Annotated in this window: 21 protein-coding genes; 8 read left to right on the forward strand and 13 right to left on the reverse strand. The window is 65.9% G+C overall.

Translation table 11 applies throughout. From position 1 onward, the window contains the following. Window position 1: 1 nt before the first annotated feature. On the reverse strand, window positions 2–295 hold the full coding sequence (locus ACSQ3D_RS20810; protein ID WP_436128161.1) for a hypothetical protein: 294 nt from the start codon (window positions 293–295) through the stop codon (window positions 2–4). Window positions 296–731: 436 nt separating this feature from the next. Between ACSQ3D_RS20810 and ACSQ3D_RS20815 the strand changes: the two genes are divergently transcribed. Further along, on the forward strand, window positions 732–1,028 hold the full coding sequence (locus tag ACSQ3D_RS20815) for a hypothetical protein (RefSeq protein ID WP_436128162.1): 297 nt from the start codon (window positions 732–734) through the stop codon (window positions 1,026–1,028). Between the two features lie 45 nt (window positions 1,029–1,073). On the opposite strand, the gene ACSQ3D_RS20820 is transcribed toward ACSQ3D_RS20815, so the two are convergent. After that, window positions 1,074–2,450 (reverse strand): AI-2E family transporter, encoded by a 1,377-nt coding sequence (locus tag ACSQ3D_RS20820; protein ID WP_436128204.1) that lies wholly within the window; start codon window positions 2,448–2,450, stop codon window positions 1,074–1,076. Between the two features lie 187 nt (window positions 2,451–2,637). On the opposite strand from ACSQ3D_RS20820, the gene ACSQ3D_RS20825 reads away from it, so the two are divergent. Both ACSQ3D_RS20825 and ACSQ3D_RS20830 read left to right on the forward strand, forming a co-directional pair. After that, window positions 2,638–3,384, forward strand: a complete 747-nt coding sequence (locus tag ACSQ3D_RS20825; RefSeq protein WP_056412948.1) for a hypothetical protein — start codon at window positions 2,638–2,640, stop codon at window positions 3,382–3,384. Continuing rightward, window positions 3,381–3,959 (forward strand): FlgO family outer membrane protein, encoded by a 579-nt coding sequence (locus ACSQ3D_RS20830; protein WP_436128163.1) that lies wholly within the window; start codon window positions 3,381–3,383, stop codon window positions 3,957–3,959. Before ACSQ3D_RS20825 ends, ACSQ3D_RS20830 begins: the two co-directional genes overlap by 4 nt. Window positions 3,960–4,144: 185 nt before the next feature. Here ACSQ3D_RS20830 and flhC read toward each other — a convergent pair whose 3' ends face one another. From flhC to ACSQ3D_RS20855, 5 genes are all read right to left on the reverse strand, one after another. After that, window positions 4,145–4,711 (reverse strand): flagellar transcriptional regulator FlhC, encoded by a 567-nt coding sequence (gene flhC, locus ACSQ3D_RS20835; RefSeq protein WP_396504065.1) that lies wholly within the window; start codon window positions 4,709–4,711, stop codon window positions 4,145–4,147. 54 nt (window positions 4,712–4,765) lie between these two features. Continuing rightward, the gene (gene flhD, locus ACSQ3D_RS20840) at window positions 4,766–5,092 is read right to left on the reverse strand and encodes a flagellar transcriptional regulator FlhD (RefSeq protein WP_008902803.1); all 327 of its coding nucleotides are present in this window, start codon (window positions 5,090–5,092) and stop codon (window positions 4,766–4,768) included. Window positions 5,093–5,411: 319 nt separating this feature from the next. Continuing rightward, a complete protein-coding gene (locus tag ACSQ3D_RS20845) occupies window positions 5,412–6,317 on the reverse strand; it encodes a sulfurtransferase (RefSeq protein ID WP_436128164.1) in 906 nt (301 codons plus the stop codon). Between the two features lie 70 nt (window positions 6,318–6,387). Continuing rightward, window positions 6,388–7,299, reverse strand: coding sequence for a DMT family transporter (locus tag ACSQ3D_RS20850; protein ID WP_436128165.1), 912 nt, complete (start codon window positions 7,297–7,299; stop codon window positions 6,388–6,390). A 262-nt stretch (window positions 7,300–7,561) separates the two neighbouring features. Next, window positions 7,562–8,692 carry an aromatic ring-hydroxylating dioxygenase subunit alpha gene (locus ACSQ3D_RS20855; RefSeq protein WP_396504067.1) on the reverse strand — a complete coding sequence of 377 codons (1,131 nt, stop codon included), beginning with the start codon at window positions 8,690–8,692 and terminating at the stop codon, window positions 7,562–7,564. A 333-nt stretch (window positions 8,693–9,025) separates the two neighbouring features. Between ACSQ3D_RS20855 and ACSQ3D_RS20860 the strand changes: the two genes are divergently transcribed. The 5 genes from ACSQ3D_RS20860 to ACSQ3D_RS20880 all read left to right on the forward strand — a co-directional run bounded on the left by ACSQ3D_RS20860 (window position 9,026) and on the right by ACSQ3D_RS20880 (window position 15,076). Beyond that, complete coding sequence (locus ACSQ3D_RS20860) at window positions 9,026–9,268, forward strand: exodeoxyribonuclease VII small subunit (RefSeq protein WP_056412963.1); 243 nt, start codon at window positions 9,026–9,028, stop codon at window positions 9,266–9,268. Next, a complete protein-coding gene (locus ACSQ3D_RS20865) occupies window positions 9,265–10,239 on the forward strand; it encodes a polyprenyl synthetase family protein (RefSeq protein WP_436128166.1) in 975 nt (324 codons plus the stop codon). Before ACSQ3D_RS20860 ends, ACSQ3D_RS20865 begins: the two co-directional genes overlap by 4 nt. A gap of 91 nt (window positions 10,240–10,330) precedes the next feature. After that, the gene (gene dxs, locus ACSQ3D_RS20870; RefSeq protein WP_436128167.1) at window positions 10,331–12,220 is read left to right on the forward strand and encodes a 1-deoxy-D-xylulose-5-phosphate synthase; all 1,890 of its coding nucleotides are present in this window, start codon (window positions 10,331–10,333) and stop codon (window positions 12,218–12,220) included. 353 nt (window positions 12,221–12,573) lie between these two features. Further along, window positions 12,574–13,656, forward strand: coding sequence for a TRAP transporter substrate-binding protein (locus ACSQ3D_RS20875; protein ID WP_396504069.1), 1,083 nt, complete (start codon window positions 12,574–12,576; stop codon window positions 13,654–13,656). A gap of 337 nt (window positions 13,657–13,993) precedes the next feature. Next, the gene (locus tag ACSQ3D_RS20880; RefSeq protein ID WP_056412974.1) at window positions 13,994–15,076 is read left to right on the forward strand and encodes a TRAP transporter substrate-binding protein; all 1,083 of its coding nucleotides are present in this window, start codon (window positions 13,994–13,996) and stop codon (window positions 15,074–15,076) included. Window positions 15,077–15,165: 89 nt separating this feature from the next. On the opposite strand, the gene ACSQ3D_RS20885 is transcribed toward ACSQ3D_RS20880, so the two are convergent. From ACSQ3D_RS20885 to ACSQ3D_RS20910, 6 genes are all read right to left on the reverse strand, one after another. Further along, a complete protein-coding gene (locus ACSQ3D_RS20885) occupies window positions 15,166–15,732 on the reverse strand; it encodes a dihydrofolate reductase family protein (protein WP_056412978.1) in 567 nt (188 codons plus the stop codon). 152 nt (window positions 15,733–15,884) lie between these two features. Then, the gene (locus ACSQ3D_RS20890; RefSeq protein ID WP_082485763.1) at window positions 15,885–16,094 is read right to left on the reverse strand and encodes a hypothetical protein; all 210 of its coding nucleotides are present in this window, start codon (window positions 16,092–16,094) and stop codon (window positions 15,885–15,887) included. A gap of 32 nt (window positions 16,095–16,126) precedes the next feature. Next, window positions 16,127–16,540, reverse strand: a complete 414-nt coding sequence (locus ACSQ3D_RS20895) for a hypothetical protein (protein WP_436128168.1) — start codon at window positions 16,538–16,540, stop codon at window positions 16,127–16,129. 278 nt (window positions 16,541–16,818) lie between these two features. Further along, window positions 16,819–17,310 (reverse strand): hypothetical protein, encoded by a 492-nt coding sequence (locus ACSQ3D_RS20900; protein WP_436128169.1) that lies wholly within the window; start codon window positions 17,308–17,310, stop codon window positions 16,819–16,821. A gap of 37 nt (window positions 17,311–17,347) precedes the next feature. Beyond that, window positions 17,348–18,886: a TRAP transporter large permease gene (locus ACSQ3D_RS20905; protein WP_056412984.1), complete on the reverse strand. Its 1,539-nt coding sequence runs from the start codon at window positions 18,884–18,886 to the stop codon at window positions 17,348–17,350. 122 nt (window positions 18,887–19,008) lie between these two features. After that, the gene (locus tag ACSQ3D_RS20910; protein ID WP_056170573.1) at window positions 19,009–19,548 is read right to left on the reverse strand and encodes a TRAP transporter small permease subunit; all 540 of its coding nucleotides are present in this window, start codon (window positions 19,546–19,548) and stop codon (window positions 19,009–19,011) included. Window positions 19,549–19,614: the final 66 nt, after the last annotated feature.

Genomic DNA, 19,614 nt, shown 5'->3' on the forward strand with positions numbered 1-19,614 from the left:
GTCAATCGCGCAGCAACTGGGAGTGCCGCAAGCATCCCCACGCCACGCCCAACGCGATGCCGATGCCCAGCCCCCAGGCCACCGGCAGGCCGGTGCCGAAGATGAGCAGGGCCGTCACCCCCAGGCTCGCCAGCGCGATCCAGAACATCGTGACGAGGTCGAAGTGGGCGACTGCCACGGCATCCTCGTCCACGCTGCGCTTTGAGCTGCCGCGCGTTTCGCGTTGGCGCCTGAATACGAAGACGTCCGCGATGAACTCCGCGATGCCGGAGAGAAGATCGGTCACGATGCTCATGGCAAGTTCACACCTTTGCTGCAGTGGTCGTTCTTGAAGTGGCAAGTGGCTGCCGCCGCACCCGTACGGGATGTGCAGGTGCGGGGCAGATCCAAGCGGAATGTAGTGCCAACGGCGACGCCAGCATTTCATCAGCGGTCAGTGCGTCAAATCCACACCTTGGTTGGTATCGCAGCTTCAGTCCGGCATGAACCCCGGCAGCCCTCCACTACCATTTCCTCGGTCGTGGGCCTTCGGTTTTGTGTGGCTTGCAAGGCAGGCCGTCACGGCTGGCTGGTGTGCTGCATTCTGTGGCAGCGTGGATGGCTCCGGCGGGGGGCTTGCCTGCGGCGGAAGGCACCGTCCACACGAACGTCGCGTCCGGCTCGGGGGGAGCCGGCGGGACGCAATCATTCAGTAGATATCTATGGCGAGTTCTTCACAAATAAGAAACTACATGCTCAGGCGCGTGGCCTGTTGGCTGTTTGCGTTGGCCGGGTGGTTCGCCGTCGGGGCGCCAGTGGTCCATTGGGTGACCTGGAACTCGGCCGAACAGGAAATTGCGATTCTGGAGACGGCCGGCGAGCGCGACGAAAGAATATCGCCCGTGGTGCTCTACAGCACCATTCGCCGGTGGGAGGCGCAAGCCGCCCAGCTGGAAATTTGGCTGACGGCCGCCGGGATCGTGACCCTGTGCTTCATCGCCAACGCAATCGAATGGGCCTGGGCGCGGCGCACCCAGCGCAGCCCATAACGGGCGTGACCCGTGGCCAGGCCCGGGCCGGGCGACAGCGCTGACTCAATCGCCCAGCAACTCCCCCACCGCCTTCAAATCCTCCACCCGGTCACAAATGGCCTTCACCGCCATCATCACCGGGATGCCCAGCAGCAGGCCCCACAGGCCCCACAGCCAGCCCCAGGCGAGCACGCTCACGAACACGGCGACGGGACTCATGCTGCTGGTGCGGCTGGTGAGCCAGGGGGTCAGCAGGTTGCCGATGAGGGTGTGGATGACCAGCGACGCACCGCCGATGGCCAGGGCCATGTCGATGGTGCCAAACTGCAGGAAGGCGACCAGCGCCGATGAACCCGTGACCAAGGCCGAGCCGATGTACGGCGCCAGGTTGAGCACCCCGGCCACGACGCCCCACACGGCAGCGTTCTGCAGGCCCAGCGCCCAGTACGCCAGGCCCGTGGCCACGCCCACGAGCACGCTGGTGAACACCTGCACCAGCAGGTAGCGCTGGATCTGGTTGGTGATGTCTTCCAGCACGTGGATGGTCACCTTGCGCCGCTCCAGGCTGGTGCCCGCGATGCGCAGCAGTTTGTTGCGAAACAGGTTGCCGGAGGCCAGCGCGAAGAAGGTGAGGAAGATCACCACCGTCAGTTGCCCGAGCGCCGACATCAGACCCATGGTGCCGCTCCACAGGTAGTCGCGCACGTTGAAGGGCGGGCGCTCCACGATCACGCGCTGCACGCCGCGCCGGGCGGGAGCGGCGGCCGTGTTCTCGTTGGCGGCCTGTTCGATCTGGGCTGCGGCCTGTTGCACGGTGTCCAGCGGGCTGGCGGAGGTGGCGCGCGAACGGATGTTGTCGCGCACCTTCTTGGCGGCTACGGGCAGGGAGTCGACCAGCTGTGCAGCGCCGTCGCTCAGCGACCAGGCGGCGGTGGCCAGGCTGCCGACAATGGCGATCAGCAGCACGCCCGCGCCCAGCCAGCGCGGAACGCGGGCGCGGTGCAGCATCTCCACGGCGGGCCGCAGCGCCGTGGTGAGCAGCAGGCTCAGCATGATGGGGATGAACACCGCGCTGGCCCAGTGCAGCAGGGCCACGCTCGCGAACAGGGCGAGCAGGGCGAGCGACAGGTTGCGCACGTCCACGGGCATGTGGAGCATGAGCGGGCCGTTCAAGGCAGAGGGGGAAGCTGAAGACAGCGCGGCTTCTGACAGGGAGGGGGCCGCAGTGCCGGACTCTGCGGCTGCAGCTGCGGCTTGAGGGGTGGGGGTGGGGCTGATGAGGCTGTCTGCGGTCGTAGCGGATGCGGGGGCTTGCGCCGGGGGGGCTGCTGCGTGCGGCGTTTTCTGCGTTTCGCTGCCTGCCGGTTCGGCGGGAATGGCGTCCGCAGGGGTTGCGGGGGCAGGGGGCAGGGGGTCGGCAGTGAGCGCAGTCATGCGCAGATTGTGCTGCAGCCACCGGGCTCCCTGTGTAGGCGGCCACGCCAGCGCTGGGATGGTGCGCAGGGAAGAGCGGCGCAAAACCCGCGCTTATTGCCCGATGGCCGCACCCCGCTCATCGCTAGGATGACGCGATGCCATTGCATTGCCTGCATTTCCACCACCACACGGCGACAAAGGGGTCGTGCGCATGAAAAACCAACGACATCCAGCGGTAGGGGGCGTGCTCTGGCGCGCCGCGGCGGCCTCGATCGTCCTGCTGTTGGCGGGCTGCTCGTCACTGGATGTGCCCCGTGCCGACAACTACCCCGCCACCGACCAGAAGAAGGCCCGCGCCGTGCACCACTGGGACGTGCTGGCCGACGATGTGGCCAGCCGGGTCGCGGGCAAGATCAGCGCCTGGCCGCCGGGCGAGTACCCCATCTACGTGGCACCGTCTGCGGGCGACACCAGCTTCAACAACGGGTTTCGCAAGCTCCTCATCACGCGCCTGCTGGACCGGGGCGTGACGCTGTCCACCCAGCCTACGGCCGTGACGCTGACGTTCGAGACGCAACTGGTGCAGCACGAGGCGCGGGTCGTCAGCATGGGCCCGATGCCCTGGACCCGCCTCGCGCTGGGCGTGGGTGTGGCGCGGGACTGGCACCTGTACCACCAGAGCGCGGGCTCGATGCTCGGCGGGATCGTGGCCCTGGGCGCGATCACCGACCTGACGCAGTACGCCATCAGCGGCGCCGCCGCGGGCGGGCCCACGCGCACCGAAGTGCTGATCACCACCTCGCTGGAGAGCGCCGACCGCTATCTGGCGCGCACGGCCGACGTGTACTACATCGAACAAGATGACTCGGGCCTGTACAAGGCCAAGGCGCCGGAGCCGCCACCGCCGATGCCGCCGCCCCCCACGCCCATGAAGACCTGGCGGGTGGTGGCGCCATGAGGCCCCGTCTGCTTGGCGCCCCAGCCCGCGCCGTGCACGCGCTGGCCGCAGCCTGCCTGGCGCTGGGCCTGCAGGGCTGCGCGTCGAACCCGATGCACAGCTACTACTACGGCGACCGCGCCGGTGGCGTTTCGCGCAGCGACCTGATCGAGACCAACGAACGCGCTGCCGATGCGCTGCTGCAGTACGCACCGCTGGATGCGAGCCAGCCCGTGCTCGTGGCCACGCTGGTGAATGTGGACCGCCTGACCGAATCGTCCCGCCTGGGCCGCATCTTCTCCGAGCAGATCGCAGGCCGCCTGGTGCACCGCGGGCTGCGGGTGACCGAGGTGAAGCTGCGCGACAACCTGCTGCTGCAGCGCGACCAGGGCGAGTTGCTGCTGTCGCGCGAGGTGCGCGAGGTGAGCCAGGCGCAGGACGCGCAGGCCGTGGTGGTGGGCACATACGCGGTGTCGACGACGGTGGTCTACATCAGCCTGAAGCTGGTGAACCCCGTGGGCAACACGGTGGTGGCGGCGTACAACTATGCGGTGCCGATGGACGAGAACGTGCGGGCGTTGCTGGCTGGAAGGTAGTGAAGCCCCCCTGAGCCGCTTCGCGCCTTCCCCCGAGGGGGACGGACGCCCCCAGCGCGGCGGGGCGGCCCCTGCGCGGGGGCACTGGCGTGGTCCATGCGAGTTCATAGACCAGTGGACTGTTGTCTCCTCCAGAAACGCCAAAGCCCCGCCGGTAGTCCGTGCGGGGCTTTTTGCTGGAAAGGTCAATGCAGCATCAGCGCGCCGGCGGTCTTGCTCTTGCCTGCGCGTGCGGGTGGGTTGCACAGGCCGCAGGTGAAGTGGCGGTTTTCGTACAGCTCGGTCACGAACTGGCCGCTGCACTGCGAGCACTTGGTGCGGGTGAGCATGCCGGCGTCCACGAATTTCACCAGGCGCCAGGCGCGGGTGAACGACAGCAGGGGTTCGATCTCGGCGGTGGCGACCTGTTCGTTGTACAGGCGGTAGGCCTTGGTCAGCAGTTCCACCGAATCCAGGTCCACGCCCTTGGACAGGTATTCGTAGATGTTCAAGAACAGCGAGCTGTGGATGTTTTCCTGCCAGGTCAGGAACCAGTCGGTCGAGAAGGGCAGTTGGCCCTTGGACGGCGACTTGCCCGCGATCTCCTTGTACAGGCGGATCAGCCGCTCGTACGACAACGTGGTTTCCGATTCCAGCACCTGCATGCGGGCGCCCATCTGGATCAGCATGGCGGCGCGTTCGATCTGCTTGGATTCGTTCAGAACGCTCTTGGCTGGGGCTTTGACGGCGGCGGCAGGGGTGGTGGACGACATGGCGGGCTTTCGGCGGGGTGGGCGGTGGGGGCGGGCGGGTGAAGCGCTGCTGTGTCAGAGCACTTCAGACACGCGGCTGGCCATCAGGATGTTGGCGTGCAGCGTGTTGGTGGCTTCGTTGCCCACCTTCTTGGCCGAGTGGTTGGTGAGCAAGCTCCACACCAGGTTGTCGTCCACGCGGAAGCTGCACAGCAGCGTGTTGCGGGAGGCCAGCTTCATCACTTGCGCTGCGGACAGCGAAGCGAGAATATCGGCAGACTCCTCGTTCATGCCCAAGCGGAACACGGCTTCCGCCTTGTCCTGGCGAATCAGGGTCTGGGCCAGCATCAGGTAAGTGAGGTTGGCTTCGCGGATTTCAGCGAGGAGTTGTTCGTTGGTCATGGCGGCTTCCTTTGTTCCATTGCCCGGATCCTGCGTTGTCTGCTGGTTGCAGGGTTTGCGTGATCCGTTGAAATGGATTGTGAAACCGCCCCAATCAGAAATTAAGTCGGGGTTTGGATGTGCCGCGTGTCTGGTTGTGCGGTGGGCCGTGTAGGAATTTGCCTTACAAGAACCTCAGGCGCTGTCCCGCATTTCCATTGGTGAAGGGGTGCTGTGCCTTTGCGCACACCCTGCCCGGTTCTGCTCATGGTTTTGATAGCGCCTGCAAAACCATCTTTTTTGCGGTTTTACATGTCGCGTCGGCACGTTGTGGCGCGGATCAGCCTTTTTCGACGGGGCGGGCGGGGTCTGAGCACCACTCGCTCCAACTGCCGGCAAACAGCGCGGTAGGGCCCAGGCCGGCGACTTCCATGGCCAGCAGGTTGGGCACGGCGCTCACGCCGCTGCCGCACTGGTGCACCACGGTGGCCGGGTCACGGCCTGCGAGCAGGGTGTCGAACTCCGCGCGCAGCGTGGCGGCGGGCTTGAAGCGGCCGTCCGCGCCGATGTTCTCGGCGAAAGGGCGGTTCAGCGCGCCGGGGATGTGGCCCGCCACCGGGTCCAGCGGCTCCACCTCGCCGCGAAAGCGGGCGCCGGCACGGGCGTCGATCACGTTCTGCGCGGGGCTGCCCAGGCCGGCCAGCACCTCGTCGGCCGTGGCCAGGCGGCGCAGGGGCTCGCCCAGCTCGAAGTTGGACTGGAAGTGCGCGGGCTCTTCGCCGCTGGCCACCGCGCCACCGGCCGCCTGCCAGGCCTGGAGGCCGCCGTCGAGCACGGCCACCGCATCGTGGCCCGCCCACTTGAGCATCCACCACAGGCGACCGCAGTAGTTGGCGCCCTGGCGGTCGTACACCACGGCCTGCATGGGGTTGGCAAAGCCCACGCTGGAGAGCCACATCGAAAATCGCTCGCGGCTGGGCAGCGGGTGGCGGCCGCCGGACGCGGGCTTGTCGGCCTCTTGCGCGGTCAGGGTGCCGCCCGCACCGGGCGCGCCGTGCTTGGCGCTCAGGTCGTGGTCGAGGTCGGCGTAGACGGCGCCGGGGATGTGGGCCTGGTCGTACTGCTGTGCACCGGCCGAGGGCTGCATCAGCTCGAAGCTGCAGTCGAACACCATCAGCGGCGCGCCGCCGTCGATCAGGGCCTGCAGTTCAGAAGCGGAAATGAGGGTGGTGTAGGAGGTGGTCATCGGAGTGGGATGTCAAAACAACGGGCTCCATTGTGTCCAGTTGCGCGCGGTCCCGCGCATCCACTTCGTATCAATGTTCTTCGGCGGGCGCGCCGGGTGCGGCGCGGGCGCGCAGGATGGTGGCGGCGATGCCGCTGCCCACGATGAGCGCCATGCCCGCCCAGGCGATGGGCGGCAGCTGGTCGCCGAACAGGGCCACGCTGTAGATCGCGGCGAACACGATGCCCGAGTACTGCAGGTTGGCCACGACCAGCGTGCCGCGCTGGGTCTTGGCGCTGGCATACGCCTTGGTCATGCACAGCTGGCCGCCCGCCGCCAGGATGCCGATGGGCAGCAGCCACAGGGCCTGCCAGCCCGGCCACACCGACGTGCCGGTGAAGAGCATCGCTGCGCCGCCCGCCACCGCCGAGCCCAGTGCAAAGTAGAACACCGTGCGCGACTCCGGTTCGCCCAGGCGCGACAGCGCCACGACCTGCATGTAGGCAAACGCGGCCGACAGGCCCGACATCAGGCCGATCATGCCGGCGAAGGCCTGGTGCGCATCCAGGCTGGGGCGCAGCATCATCACCACGCCCACGAAGCCGGTGAGCACGGTGGCGATCAGCGTGCCCTGCAGCGCGGGGCGCGGGGTGGTGGCCGACGGGCGCCAGGCCAGCAGCGTGCCGCCGATGAGGAAGGCCGCGATCCACACGCTGCTCATGTAGTTGAGCGTCATGGCCGTGGCCAGGGGGAGGTGGGCGATGGCGTAGAACCAGGCCCCGAGGGACACCACACCCACCGAGCTGCGCCAGGCGTGCATGCCCGGGTACTGCGTGGCCAGGCTCACCTTTTGCGAGCGCGCCAGCAGCCACAGGATGCCCATGCCGATGATGCCGCGGTAGCACACCAGCTCGGCCGAGTTGAAGAAGCTGGAGGCGAGCTTCACGCACACGCCCATGCTGGCAAACAGGAACGCGGCCAACACCATCCAGAGGGCTTGCATGGGGAATGAGTCTCGAAAGTAGAAATAGCTGCCGCGCTGGATTACCAAGCGCTGGCAGCTATTGTAATGAGAGCGGTTTCAGCAATTGCCGCTACTCGACAGCATTTACCTCGCTGTTCGAGTGTTCGGGTATTCGGTCACGGCGGCAAGGGGAATGCGTCCACGTCGTGCAACCGTAGCGGCCTGATCCAGCGTCACCGCGCAAGGGCCGCCCCGCCGCGCTGGGGGCGTCCCCCCACCGTGGGGGAAGGCGCGAAGCGACTCAGAGTGGGCTTCCCATGGCTTGGCGGTACCACTCGTGAAAGTGTTGCATGCCGTCTTCCATCGGGCTTTGGTAGGGGCCGACCTCGTTGTCGCCGCGCGCCAGCAGCGCCTTGCGGCCGGCGTCCATGCGTTCGCCGATCTCGTCGTCCTCGACGCAGGTCTCCATGTAGGCAGCCTTCTGCGCCTCGACGAATTCGCGCTCGAACGCAGCGATCTCTTCGGGGTAGTAGAACTCCACCATGTTCATGGTCTTGGTCGGGCTGATGGGGTGCAGCGTGGACACGGTCAGCACGTGCGGGTACCACTCCACCATGATGTGCGGGTACAGCGTGAGCCAGATCGCGCCGTGCTTGGGCGGCTTGCCCTCGCGGAAGGCGAGCAGTGCCTCGTGCCAGCGCTCGTACACGGGGCTGCCGGCCTTGCCCAGGCGGTTGGCCACGCCCACGGTCTGCACCGAGTAGTTCTTGCCGAATTCCCAGCGCAGGTCGTCGCACGTCACGAAGCTGCCCAGGCCCGGGTGGAACGGGCCGACGTGGTAGTCCTCCAGGTAGACCTCGATGAAGGTCTTCCAGTTGTAGTTGCACTCGTGCAGTTCCACATGGTCAAGCACGTAGCCGTCGAAGCTGAGGTCGGCGCGCGGGCCCATCTGGGCCAGGTCGGCAGCCACGTCGTAGCCGTTGTCTTCGAAAAGGAGCCCGTTCCACTCCCGCAGCTTGTAGTTGTTCAGGTCCAGGCAGGGGTCGTGCGAGAAGTGGGGCGCGCCCAGCAGTTCGCCCTTCGGGCTGTATGTCCAGCGGTGCAGAGGGCACACGATGTTGCCGCCCGCATGGCCCTTGCCCTGGCCTTGCAGCGAGCCCTTGCCCTTGAGCATGACGGCCTGGCGGTGGCGGCAGACGTTGGAGACCAGCTCGATGCCGCCCTGGGCGTTGCGCACCAGCGCGCGGCCTTCGCCCTCCTGAGGCAGGGCGTAGTAGTCGCCGGCATTCGGCACGCTCAGTTGGTGCCCCACATAGCGGGGCCCGCGCTGGAAGATGGTGGCTAGCTCGCGCTGGAACAGCGCCTCGTCAAAGTAGCTTGAAACTGGTAGTTGGCTTGCGGCCTGCTGCAGTTGAAGACTTAAATCAGACATGGGTGACCTGACCTAAAGACTCCCCACAGGGAAGTGCGGGAGGTGCGCCGAAGCGCATCCAGAAAAAAGAAACCGGCTAGGGAAGCTGAGCCGGTGTGCGGGAATGGGATTATAGGCGGTGGGGTTATTCCCGCATCCCAGCTACGTGTATTGAAAAGCTTCGTTCTAGATGCAGATCAAAATCAAACCGCCCGCAGTATCCGGGCCCATGGGCGGGTTGGCTGGCCAGCTGGCGCGGTCCGCGGCGCCGCCATTCCAGTGGCCGAGGTCCCCTGCGCCGCAGTGGTGCGCCTAAAATGACCGGTTTTTTCACCCGCGCTCTGCGCCCCCTCCATGCCCAAGGCCCCCGCCACCCCCGCGCCTCCTTCCGAACCCGCCAGCTACGAAGCGGCGCTGGAAGAACTGGAGCAGCTTGTGGCCCGCATCGAGTCGGGCCAGCTGCCGCTGGACCAGATGCTGGCCGGCTACCAGCGCGGCGCCACGCTGCTGGCCTTTTGCCGGCAGCGGCTCGAAGCCGTGCAGGACCAGATCAAGGTGCTGGACGACGGCCAGCTGCAACCATGGAGCCAGGAATGAGTGCAGTGCCCGCGCCGACATCCGCAGCAACGAATCCCGTGCCTTTTGAATTTGAAGCCGGCCGCTGGAGCCACCACTACCTCGCCCGCGTGGAACAGGCCCTGTCCCTCTGGGTGGGCGACGGTGCGCCGGCTGGCCTGGGCGATGCGATGCGCTACGCGGTGCTCGATGGCGGCAAGCGGCTGCGGCCCCTGTTGGTATTGGCCGCGTACGAGGCCGTGTGCAGCGGCCAACCCGCAGCGGCAGCGGCTGCACCGGCCACTGCGGCCGACGACGCCGCCTTGCGGGCCGCGTGCGCGGTCGAGCTGATCCACGCGTACTCGCTGGTGCACGACGACATGCCCTGCATGGACAACGACGTGCTGCGCCGGGGCAAGCCCACGGTGCACGTGCAGTTCGGCGAGGCGCAGGCCCTGCTGGCGGGCGACGCGCTGCAGGCGTTTGCGTTCGAGCTGCTCACGCCCGACGGCAGTGCCATTCCCCCTGCCACGCAGGCCACGCTGTGCCGCCTGCTGGCGCGCGCGGCGGGCTCGGCCGGCATGGCGGGCGGGCAGGCGATCGACCTGGCCAGTGTGGGCGTTGCCCTGACCGAAGACCAGTTGCGCCAGATGCACCGGCTCAAGACCGGCGCGCTGCTGCAGGGCAGCGTGCTGATGGGCGCCGTGTGCGGCCACGCCGCGCAGCCGGCGTACCAGGCGCTGTCCGACTACGGCGCCGCCATGGGCCTGGCGTTCCAGGTGGTGGACGACATCCTGGACGTGGTGGCCGATTCGGCCACGCTCGGCAAGACCGCCGGCAAGGATGCCGCGGCCGACAAGCCCACCTATGTGTCGCTGCTGGGCCTTGCGCGTGCGCAGGCCTATGCGCAAGAGCTGCTGCGGGAGTCGCAGGCGGCGCTTGAGCGCAGCGGCCTGCCCGACACCCGTGCCCTGGGGGCGCTGGCCGACATGGTCGTGCGCCGCTCCCACTGACTCCCGTTCTTGCACCGCTGGCGCAGATCACGATGAAAACCAGCCCCTGCCGCTTGTCCAGCAAGCGCTGGCAGCTATCAAAAGAATAGTAATGTCAACCACGTCCTTTCCCCTGCTGCAGACCATCAACGACCCGGCAGACCTGCGCCAGCTCTCGCGCGCAGACCTCAAGGCGCTGGCCACCGAACTGCGCGAGTTCGTGCTGCAGAGCGTCTCGCAGACCGGCGGGCACCTGAGCTCCAACCTGGGCACGGTCGAGTTGACGGTGGCCCTGCACCACGTCTTCAACACCCCTGAAGACCGCCTGGTGTGGGACGTGGGCCACCAGACCTACCCGCACAAGATCTTGACCGGCCGGCGCGACCGCATGCAGACGCTGCGCCAGATGGGCGGCATCTCGGGCTTTCCGCAGCGGGCCGAGAGCCCGTACGACACCTTCGGCACGGCGCATTCCAGCACCAGCATCTCGGCCGCGCTGGGCATGGCCCTGGCGGCCAAGCTCAAGGGCGAAGACCGCCACGCGGTGGCCATCATCGGCGACGGCGCCATGACGGCCGGCATGGCCTTCGAGGCATTGAACAACGCCGGCGTGGCAGATGCCAACCTGCTCGTCGTGCTCAACGACAACGACATGTCGATCAGCCCGCCCGTGGGCGCGCTCAACCGGTATCTGGCGCAGCTCATGAGCGGCCAGTTTTACGCCGCCGCCAAGAACGTGGGCAAGACCGTGCTCAAGCCCGTGCCGCCGCTGCTGGAGCTGGCCAAGCGCTTCGAGCAGCAGGCCAAGGGCATGGTGGTGCCCGCCACGCTGTTCGAAAAATTCGGCTTCAACTACATCGGCCCCATCGACGGGCACGACCTCGACTCGCTCATCCCCACGCTCGAGAACATCAAGAGTCTGAAAGGCCCGCAGTTCCTGCACGTGGTGACCAAGAAGGGCCAGGGCTACAAGCTGGCCGAGGCCGACCCCGTGGCCTACCACGGCCCGGGCAAGTTCGACCCCAGCGTGGGCCTGACCAAGCCCGCCACGCCGCCCAAGCCCACGTTCACGCAGGTGTTCGGCCAGTGGCTGTGCGACATGGCCGCGCACGACACGCGCCTGGTGGGCATCACGCCCGCCATGCGCGAGGGCTCGGGCATGGTCGAGTTCGAAAAGCGCTTCCCGGACCGCTACTACGACGTTGGCATTGCCGAGCAGCACGCGGTGACCTTTGCGGGCGGCATGGCCTGCGAGGGCGTCAAGCCCGTGGTGGCGATCTACTCCACGTTCTTGCAGCGCGGCTACGACCAGCTGATCCACGACGTGGCGCTGCAGAACCTGCCGGTGGTCTTTGCGCTCGACCGCGCGGGCCTGGTGGGGGCCGACGGCGCCACGCACGCGGGGGCGTACGACATCCCCTTCGTGCGCTGCATTCCCAACATGAGCATGGCGTGCCCGGCCGACGAGCGCGAATGCCGCCAGTTGCTGTCCACCGCGTTCGCGCAGAACCACCCCGTGGCCGTGCGCTACCCGCGCGGCAGCGGCGCGGGCGTGGCGCCCCTGCCGGGGCTGGAAGGCCTGCCGTTCGGCAAGGGCGAGATCCGCCGCGAGCGCCAGGGCACTGCTGCGCCCGGCAGCACCCCGCGCATCGCCATCCTCGCCTTCGGCACGCTGCTGTACCCGGCCCTGCAGGCCGGTGAGGCGCTCGACGCCACCGTGGCCAATATGCGCTGGGCCAAGCCCATCGACGAGGCCCTGCTGCGCGACGTGGCCGAGCGCCACGATGTGCTGGTGACGCTGGAAGAGGGCGCCATCCAGGGCGGCGCAGGCAGCGCCGTGACCGAGGCGCTCAACGCCATGGGCATCGTGCGCCCCGTGCTGCAATTGGGCCTGCCCGATGTCTTCATCGAGCATGGCGACCCGGCCAAGCTGCTGGCGCTGCAGGGCCTGGATGCCGCGGGCATCGAGCGGGCGATCCGCCAACGCTTTCTGGCGTCCTGATCGGCACACCGCCAGGGGGCGGGGTGCGGCAATGGCTACTGGCATGGGCGGCCCGCACAGGCCGTGCACTGATGGCCGGCCGCGTTCGGAGCGTCGCCGCGTGCGGTGCCATCGCTTCGGCGTCACCTTGACCTGCGATCGGCCAGAGCGGGGCAGTTGCCGCTGCGGCCCTGGACGGCTTCGGCCGGGCGCAGAGATACCTCGCCCGGCGCCCGGGAAAACCTAGAGGGCAGTCCGCACCCCTGCCTTCTACAATTGCGTCAAAAAGCAACGGGCCACCAGCCCGTGCGGGCGCTGCAAGGGTGCCCTGGCTGCTCCCTTCCGGCACTACCACCCCTCTGGAGACTTTTTGTATGGATCGCCGTTCGCTCATCAAGCACTCCGGTCTGGCGGGTGTACTGGCCACAGGCGTTGCGCCGGCCGTGCATGCCCAGCCCACGCTGCGGTGGCGCATAGCATCCAGTTTCCCGCGCTCCTCGGACAACATCTTCGGCGGCGCCGAGGTGTTCGCGAAGGCCGTGCGCACCCTGTCCAACGGCAAGTTCGAGATCTCGGTCCACCCCGGCGGAGAACTCATGCCCCCGTTCGACGTGGTGGATGGCGTGCAGAGCGGCGCGGTGGAGATGTGCCACGCCGTGCCGTATTACTTCTACGCCAAGAACCCGGCGTTCGCGCTGGGTTGTGCGGTGCCTTTCGGCTTCAATGCCCGCCAGATGAGTGCGTGGATGCTGCATGGCAACGGGCGCAAGCTCATGAACGAGTTCTACGCCGGCTACAACATCGTGAGTTTTGCCTGCGGCAACACAGGCACGCAGATGGGCGGCTGGTTCCTGCGCGAGATCAAGACGCCTGCGGACTTCAAAGGCCTGAAGATCCGGGTGGGTGGCGGCTTGGTGGCCGAGGTCATGCAGCGGCTGGGCGCCATTCCGCAGAGCCTGCCGGGCGGCGAGATCTACCAGGCGCTGCAAAAGGGCGTGATCGATGCGGCCGAGTGGATCGGCCCTTACGATGACCAGAAGCTGGGCTTCAACAAGGTGGCGCCTTACTACTATTACCCCGGCTGGTGGGAGGGCGGCCCCGAGGTCGACCTCTATGTGAACAAGAAGGCCTACGAGTCGCTCACGCCAGACTACCGCTTCATCATCGAGGCTGCGGCATCGATAGCGCACACGGACATGCTCGCCCGGTACGACGCGCTCAATCCCAACGCGCTCAAGCAACTGGTGGCCGCCAAGACCAAGGTGCTCCCGTTCTCGCAGACCGTGATGGACGCTGCGTTCAAGGCATCGATGGAAGTCTTTGCGCAGAACGACTCCAAGAGCCCGGAGTGGAAGAAGATCTACGGCGACATGCGCAACTTCCAGCGCGACCAGATCCTGTGGTTCCGGTTTGCGGAAGCGCGGTATGACACGTTCATGTCGGCGCAAAAGATTTAGCTCCCCCTGAGTCGCCTGCGGCGCCTTCCCCCTGAGGGGGACGCACCCAGCGGCCTGGCAAAGCCAGTTCCGCGGGTGCACTCGCATGGGGCGCGCCAGTTTCTGCGGCTGGTTATGGCGCTTGCGCGCTGTGACTCCGCAGAGCCATCGTTGGCGCTCTGAATCGCGATGCTTGCAGAACCCTGAAGCCCGTATGCGCGCGCCGGGCTTTCACGGGAAAACCCCCAAATCCGCGGGGGGGCATGTTCCTACAATCAATCGGGCTAGAAGGTCCTTGGCTGCGGGCGACCCGCTTGCGTGCCAGGGTGTGCAATCACAAGTATTTCGGAGAGAACTCATGGATCGTCGTTCAATCATCAAGCAGGCAGGTATTGCCGGTGTGCTGGCCGCCGGAGTGGCACCAGCAGTGCACGCGCAAGCCGCAGTGCGCTGGCGCCTGGCATCGAGCTTCCCCAAGCCCCTGGACACCATCTACGGTGGCGCTGAAGTGTTCGCCAACGCCGTCAAGGCGATGTCCGGCGGCAAGTTCGAGATCTCGGTCCACGCGGGTGGCGAGCTGATGCCTCCCTTCGGCGTGGTCGACGGCGTGCAGCAGGGCTCCGTCGAAATGGCCCACACCGTGCCTTACTACTTCTACGGCAAGAACCCCGCGTTCGCCATCGGTTCGGCCATTCCTTTCGGTATGAACGCCCGCCAGATGAACGCCTGGATGCTGCACGGCAATGGCCGCAAGCTGATGGACGAGTTCTACGGCGGCTACGGCATGCTCAGCTTTGCGGGCGGCAACACCGGCACGCAGATGGGCGGCTGGTTCCGCAAGGAAATCAAGACCGCAGCCGACCTGAAGGGCCTGAAGATGCGCCTGGGCGGCGGCCTGGTGGGCGACGTGATGACCAAGATGGGCGTGGTGCCCCAGAGCATCCCTGGCGGCGAAATCTATCAAGCGCTGGAAAAGGGCACGATCGACGCGGCCGAGTGGGTGGGCCCGTACGACGACCAGAAGCTGGGCTTCAACAAGGTCGCTCCGAACTACTACTACCCCGGCTGGTGGGAAGGCGGTCCTGAAGTGGACTTCTTCGTCAACAAGAAGGCCTTCGATGCCCTGTCGTCCGAAAACAAGGCCATCATCGCCGCCGCTTCGGCGCAGGCTTCGGTGGACATGCTGGCCAAGTACGACGCCCGCAACCCCGTCGCCTTGAAGCAACTGATCGGCGCCAAGACCAAGCTGCTGCCGTTCAGCAAGGAAATCCTGGACGCATCGTTCAAGGCCTCGCTGGCCGTGTACGAAGAAAACAGCGCCAAGAGCCCCGAGTGGAAGAAGATCTACACCGACTTCGCCGCATTCCAGAAGGACCAGGTGGCATGGTTCCGCGTGGCCGAAGGCCGGTTCGACAGCTACATGCAGACCATCAAGCTCTGATCTGGCGCTGCGCCAGGCATTGCAACAAAAAACCGCGCTTCGGCGCGGTTTTTTTATGCGTGGCGTGGAGAGGCTTCCCCATTCCGCACTCAGTCACGCGCTCGCCGGTAGTGCAGGGCGACGGCGCCGTTGCGCATAGGCGCCGCAGCAATCAACGCCAGCCGTCGCGTGCCAGGCAGCCCGCTGGCGTACAGCGTCGGTCCGTGGCCCGCGATGCGGGGATGCACCAGAAATCGGTACTCGTCGATCAGGTCCAGCGCATCCAGCGCCGCCGCGAGCTGGCCGCTGCCGAGCAGCACGCCAGCAGCTGTCGCGTCCTTCAGCGCCTGCACCTGCTCTGGCAAGTCAGCACCGCCAGCGATGTGGTGGCTTTGGGTCCACGGGAAATCTTTGCGTGTGGACGAGACCACGTACTTCGGCTTGGCCTCCAGCTTCACCGCCCACTCGCGCACGGCCGGCGGCGCCTGCACATCGCCACGCGCGACGCCCGGCCAGTAGCCCTCCATCATCTCGTAGGTGACGCGGCCCCAGAGCATTGCGCCGTGCTCGTCCATGAGCTGGGTGAAGAAGGCGTGTGTCTCGTCGTCGGCAATGCCCTCTTGGTGGTCGGCACAGCCGTCCAGGGTGAGGTTGAGGCTGAAGGTGAGAAGTCCCATGGGATGGCTCCGCGTTGGGTGATCAGGTGTTCAGAGCCGCTGTCTAGCAATTGCGGCCACTGCTGCGCTCTTGTGTCTTTTCCCTCGTTGCTGCACACACCACTTGTGGGTGCTGACCCATCGCTGGTGCCGGGCCGCAGGTTCGGCTGCACTCATTCCTTGAGGCTCACCCCCAGGTTGTCCAGTTTTTTCGCATACGAGTCTCTGCGTTTTACCGCCTTTGCAGCGGTTTCGACCGCAGCTTGGATGGCCCTGGGGCCCTTGTTCTCCGCAGCTTTGATCAATCCGAGCTTGTGAGCGGCATCTGCCTGAGCCCGTCTGAACGTGGCAATGAGTTCGGAATGTGCAACGGATGAATTCACAGTTACTCCCACATCAATCGGCGCAGTTGGCCTCAAAGCTTGACGCTGGTGCGCAGCAAGGCTGTCCTCAACTCGCGAGTCGCAGACTTCGACACATCCACCTGTTGAACGGCCAGGTCGAACGGTGAGCCTGGCTTGATATTCGAAGGCAGTATCTTTTTTGCTGGAAGCTTGGAGGGGTAGGTGCCCTGGCCCGGACACATGCGAACGGAAAACCCGAATTCTTCGAGGACACCATTGGCATACAGCTCTGCCAATTGTTGGAACGTCACGAAAGTTGAACGTTTGACGTCCTTGTGTCCAGGCTCCTGGATGTCACGAACGATCTCGAATTTACCCAGCGAATCTCGCTGCGTATCGGTGAACGGGTGCAGCAAGAACGTCTGACGAACGCCATCCTTCTTGGACACCAGCGTGTGCTCCACGGCTATATCTGTTAACAGCATTTATTTCCTTGCAAAGCGCCATCAGTCGCCATGGTTGCCTTGGTTGCCAAAGTCGCAGACCCTGTTGAATCAGATCAGCTTGGAGCAGTCTTCGACGCCCAGTCTTTGGCGGACCGCATGGGGCCGATGCGGGAAGTCTATCCACTCACAGTGGCGTTGAGTCAAGACGCAACGGTCCAGCGTGCACCGGCATGCCACGATCATCCGGCAAGAAAAAACCGCGCCTCAGCGCGGTTGTGGTGTTTCTGAGCCCGGAGCAATGTCCAGTGCTGTTGCGGTCAAAACTGCCGAAACGCCTTCAGCTCCGCCCCGATCCGCTCGAACTCCGCCATCAGCTGCGGTGTCGCGCCGTAGAACACCGTGAACTTGCCCGCCAGCGTCCGCACATACAGCCGCGGCGCAATCAACCAGCTCAAGCCCGGCACGCGGATCAGGCGCACGTAGGCCAGGTCGTCGAAAGCCATGGACTTGTCCCACACCCAGCGCTGGTGCAGGCCGCTGGGGGTGATGCGGGTGCGGCTGACCATGATGCTCCACCAGGTCCAGGCCATCAGCAGCAGGCCGGCGATGAACCAGCCCGTGCCGTTGCTCACGCCGCTGCCCAGGGCGCCGCGCGACCACAGCTGGTAGAACCACAGGGTGCAGCCGCCCACGATCAGCGTGGCAAACGCCCGGAAGGTGGGCGAGAACGCCGCGCCTGTCACCTCGCCGTCTTTCGGGGCAAAGCGAAACGGCTCCATCAGGGGCTGCGGCGTGATGTTCATCAGCATGCGCAGGCCACCTTGGTTCGTGCGATCACGGATGCCATCACTTGGCAGGCTCGGCCGGCGCTGCCGCGGGGTCTGCCGGCGTGGCAGGCTCGGCGGGTGGGGTGGCGGAGTCGCCAAAGGGGTTCTCGCCGCCCGACGATGACTCTTCGCTGCGCATGTCGTCCACCGGCACTTCGATCTGCACCTTGTCGGTGTCGATCACCTCGGCCTTGGGCAGGAACATCGTCACGGTCTGGGGCACGAAGATCACGATGGCCACCAGCAGCAGCTGCATGATCACCCAGGGGATCGCGCCCATGTAGATGTCGCTGGACAGCACGGGCTTGGGAATGCGGCCTTCCTTGAACAGCGTGTTGGCAATGCCGCGCAGGTAGAACAGCGCGAAGCCGAAGGGCGGGTGCATGAAGCTCGTTTGCATGTTCACGCACAGCAGCACGCCGAACCAGATCAGGTCGATGCCGAGCTTGTCGGCCACCGGGCCCAGCATGGGCAGGATGATGAAGGCGATCTCGAAGAAGTCGAGGAAGAACGCCAGGAAGAAGATGAACAGGTTGACGGCGATCAGGAAGCCGACCTGGCCGCCGGGCAGGCCCGAGAGCATGTGCTCGACCCACTTGGCACCGTCCACGCCCTGGAACACCATCGAGAACACCCGGGCACCGATCAGGATGAACACGACCATGGCCGTGAGCCGCATCGTGCCTTGCATGGCCTCCCACATCAGCGACAAGGTCAGGCGCTTGTGGATGGCCGCCAGCAGCATGGCGCCGACCACGCCCATGGCACCGGCTTCGGTGGGGGTCGCGATGGCGGTGTCGATACCTGGCAGGCCGCCCATGGAGCCCAGCACCGCAAAGATCAGCAGCGCCGACGGGATGATGCCGCGCAGGCACTTGAGCCAGAGCTTGGCGCCCGACATGGTGCGCGCTTCCTTCGGAATGCCCGGCAGGTAGTGCGGCTTGAACACGCCCAGGAAGAATGTGTAGCCCGCGAAGATCAGCACCTGCAGGATGGAGGGGCCCCAGGCGCCGCGGTACATGTCGCCCACCGAGCGGCCCAACTGGTCGGCCATGACGATCAGCACGAGCGACGGCGGCACCAGCTGCGTGATGGTTCCCGAGGCGGCCAGCACGCCGGTGGCGTAGCGCATGTTGTAGCCGTAGCGGATCATCACGGGCAGCGAGATCAGCGCCATGGCGATCACCTGGCCGGCCACGGTGCCGGTGATGGCGCCGAGGATGAAGCCCACGATGATCACCGAGTAGCCCAGGCCGCCGCGCACGGTGCCGAAGAGCTGGCCCATCGAGTCGAGCATGTCTTCGGCCAGGCCGCACTTCTCGAGGATGGCGCCCATGAAGGTGAAGAACGGGATCGCCAGCAGCAGCTCGTTGGAGAGGATGCCGAAGATGTTGATGGGCAGGTTGGCCATGAACACGGGCGGGAACCACCCCATTTCGATGGCGAAGAAGCCCGACGCCAGCCCCAGGGCGGCAAGTGAGAAGGCGACGGGGAAGCCGATCAGCATCACCACCACCAGCCCCGCGAACATGATCGGGGCGAAGTTTTCCATGTGCATTTTGTTGTTCCTGAAATTCCGGGAGTGAGAGCGCGGCAGGCCGTCCTAGCAGGCGGGGCCGGGGTGCCGCGGGGTCTTCTTCATGGCGCGTCCTGGAGGGAGCGGCCCAAGGAGCGGGCTGCTTACTGCACCGGCTTTTCGTAGTGGGTGTTCATCTGGTAGATGCCGCGCAGGTAGGCCACGCGCTTGATGATCTCGGCCAGGCCCTGCAGGACCATCAGGGTGAAGCCGACGGGCATCAGGATGATGGCGGGCCAGCGGATCAGGCCGCCGGAGTTGCCCGACATCTCGCCCGACAGGAAGGCGCGCTCGAACAGGGGCCAACTCAGGTAGGCGATGAGCGCCATGGCAGGCAGCAGGAACAGCGCCAGGCCCATGATGTCCACATACACCTGCTTGTTGCCGCGCAGCTTGCCGTAGATGATGTCCACGCGCACATGCTCGTTGAGCATCAGCACGAAGGGCGCGCCCAGCATGACGGTGGCGGCAAACAGGTACCACTGGATCTCGAGCCAGGCGTTGGAGCTCATGTCGATGCCGTAGCGCACGAAGGCGTTGCCGGCAGAGATGAGGGCGGCGGCGAGGACGGTCCAGGTGGCGATCTTGCTGAGCTTGCTGGAAATCCAGTCCATGCCCAAGGCCAATTTGAGAAGTGCTGACACGTTGTGTCTCCTGAGTATGAAAATGGGGCGGGCCCAATGCGCTGCCGGGCCCGAGGGTGTCTGAAA

The organism is Acidovorax sp. LjRoot117 (assembly GCF_964252695.1).
Classification (GTDB): domain Bacteria; phylum Pseudomonadota; class Gammaproteobacteria; order Burkholderiales; family Burkholderiaceae_C; genus Acidovorax.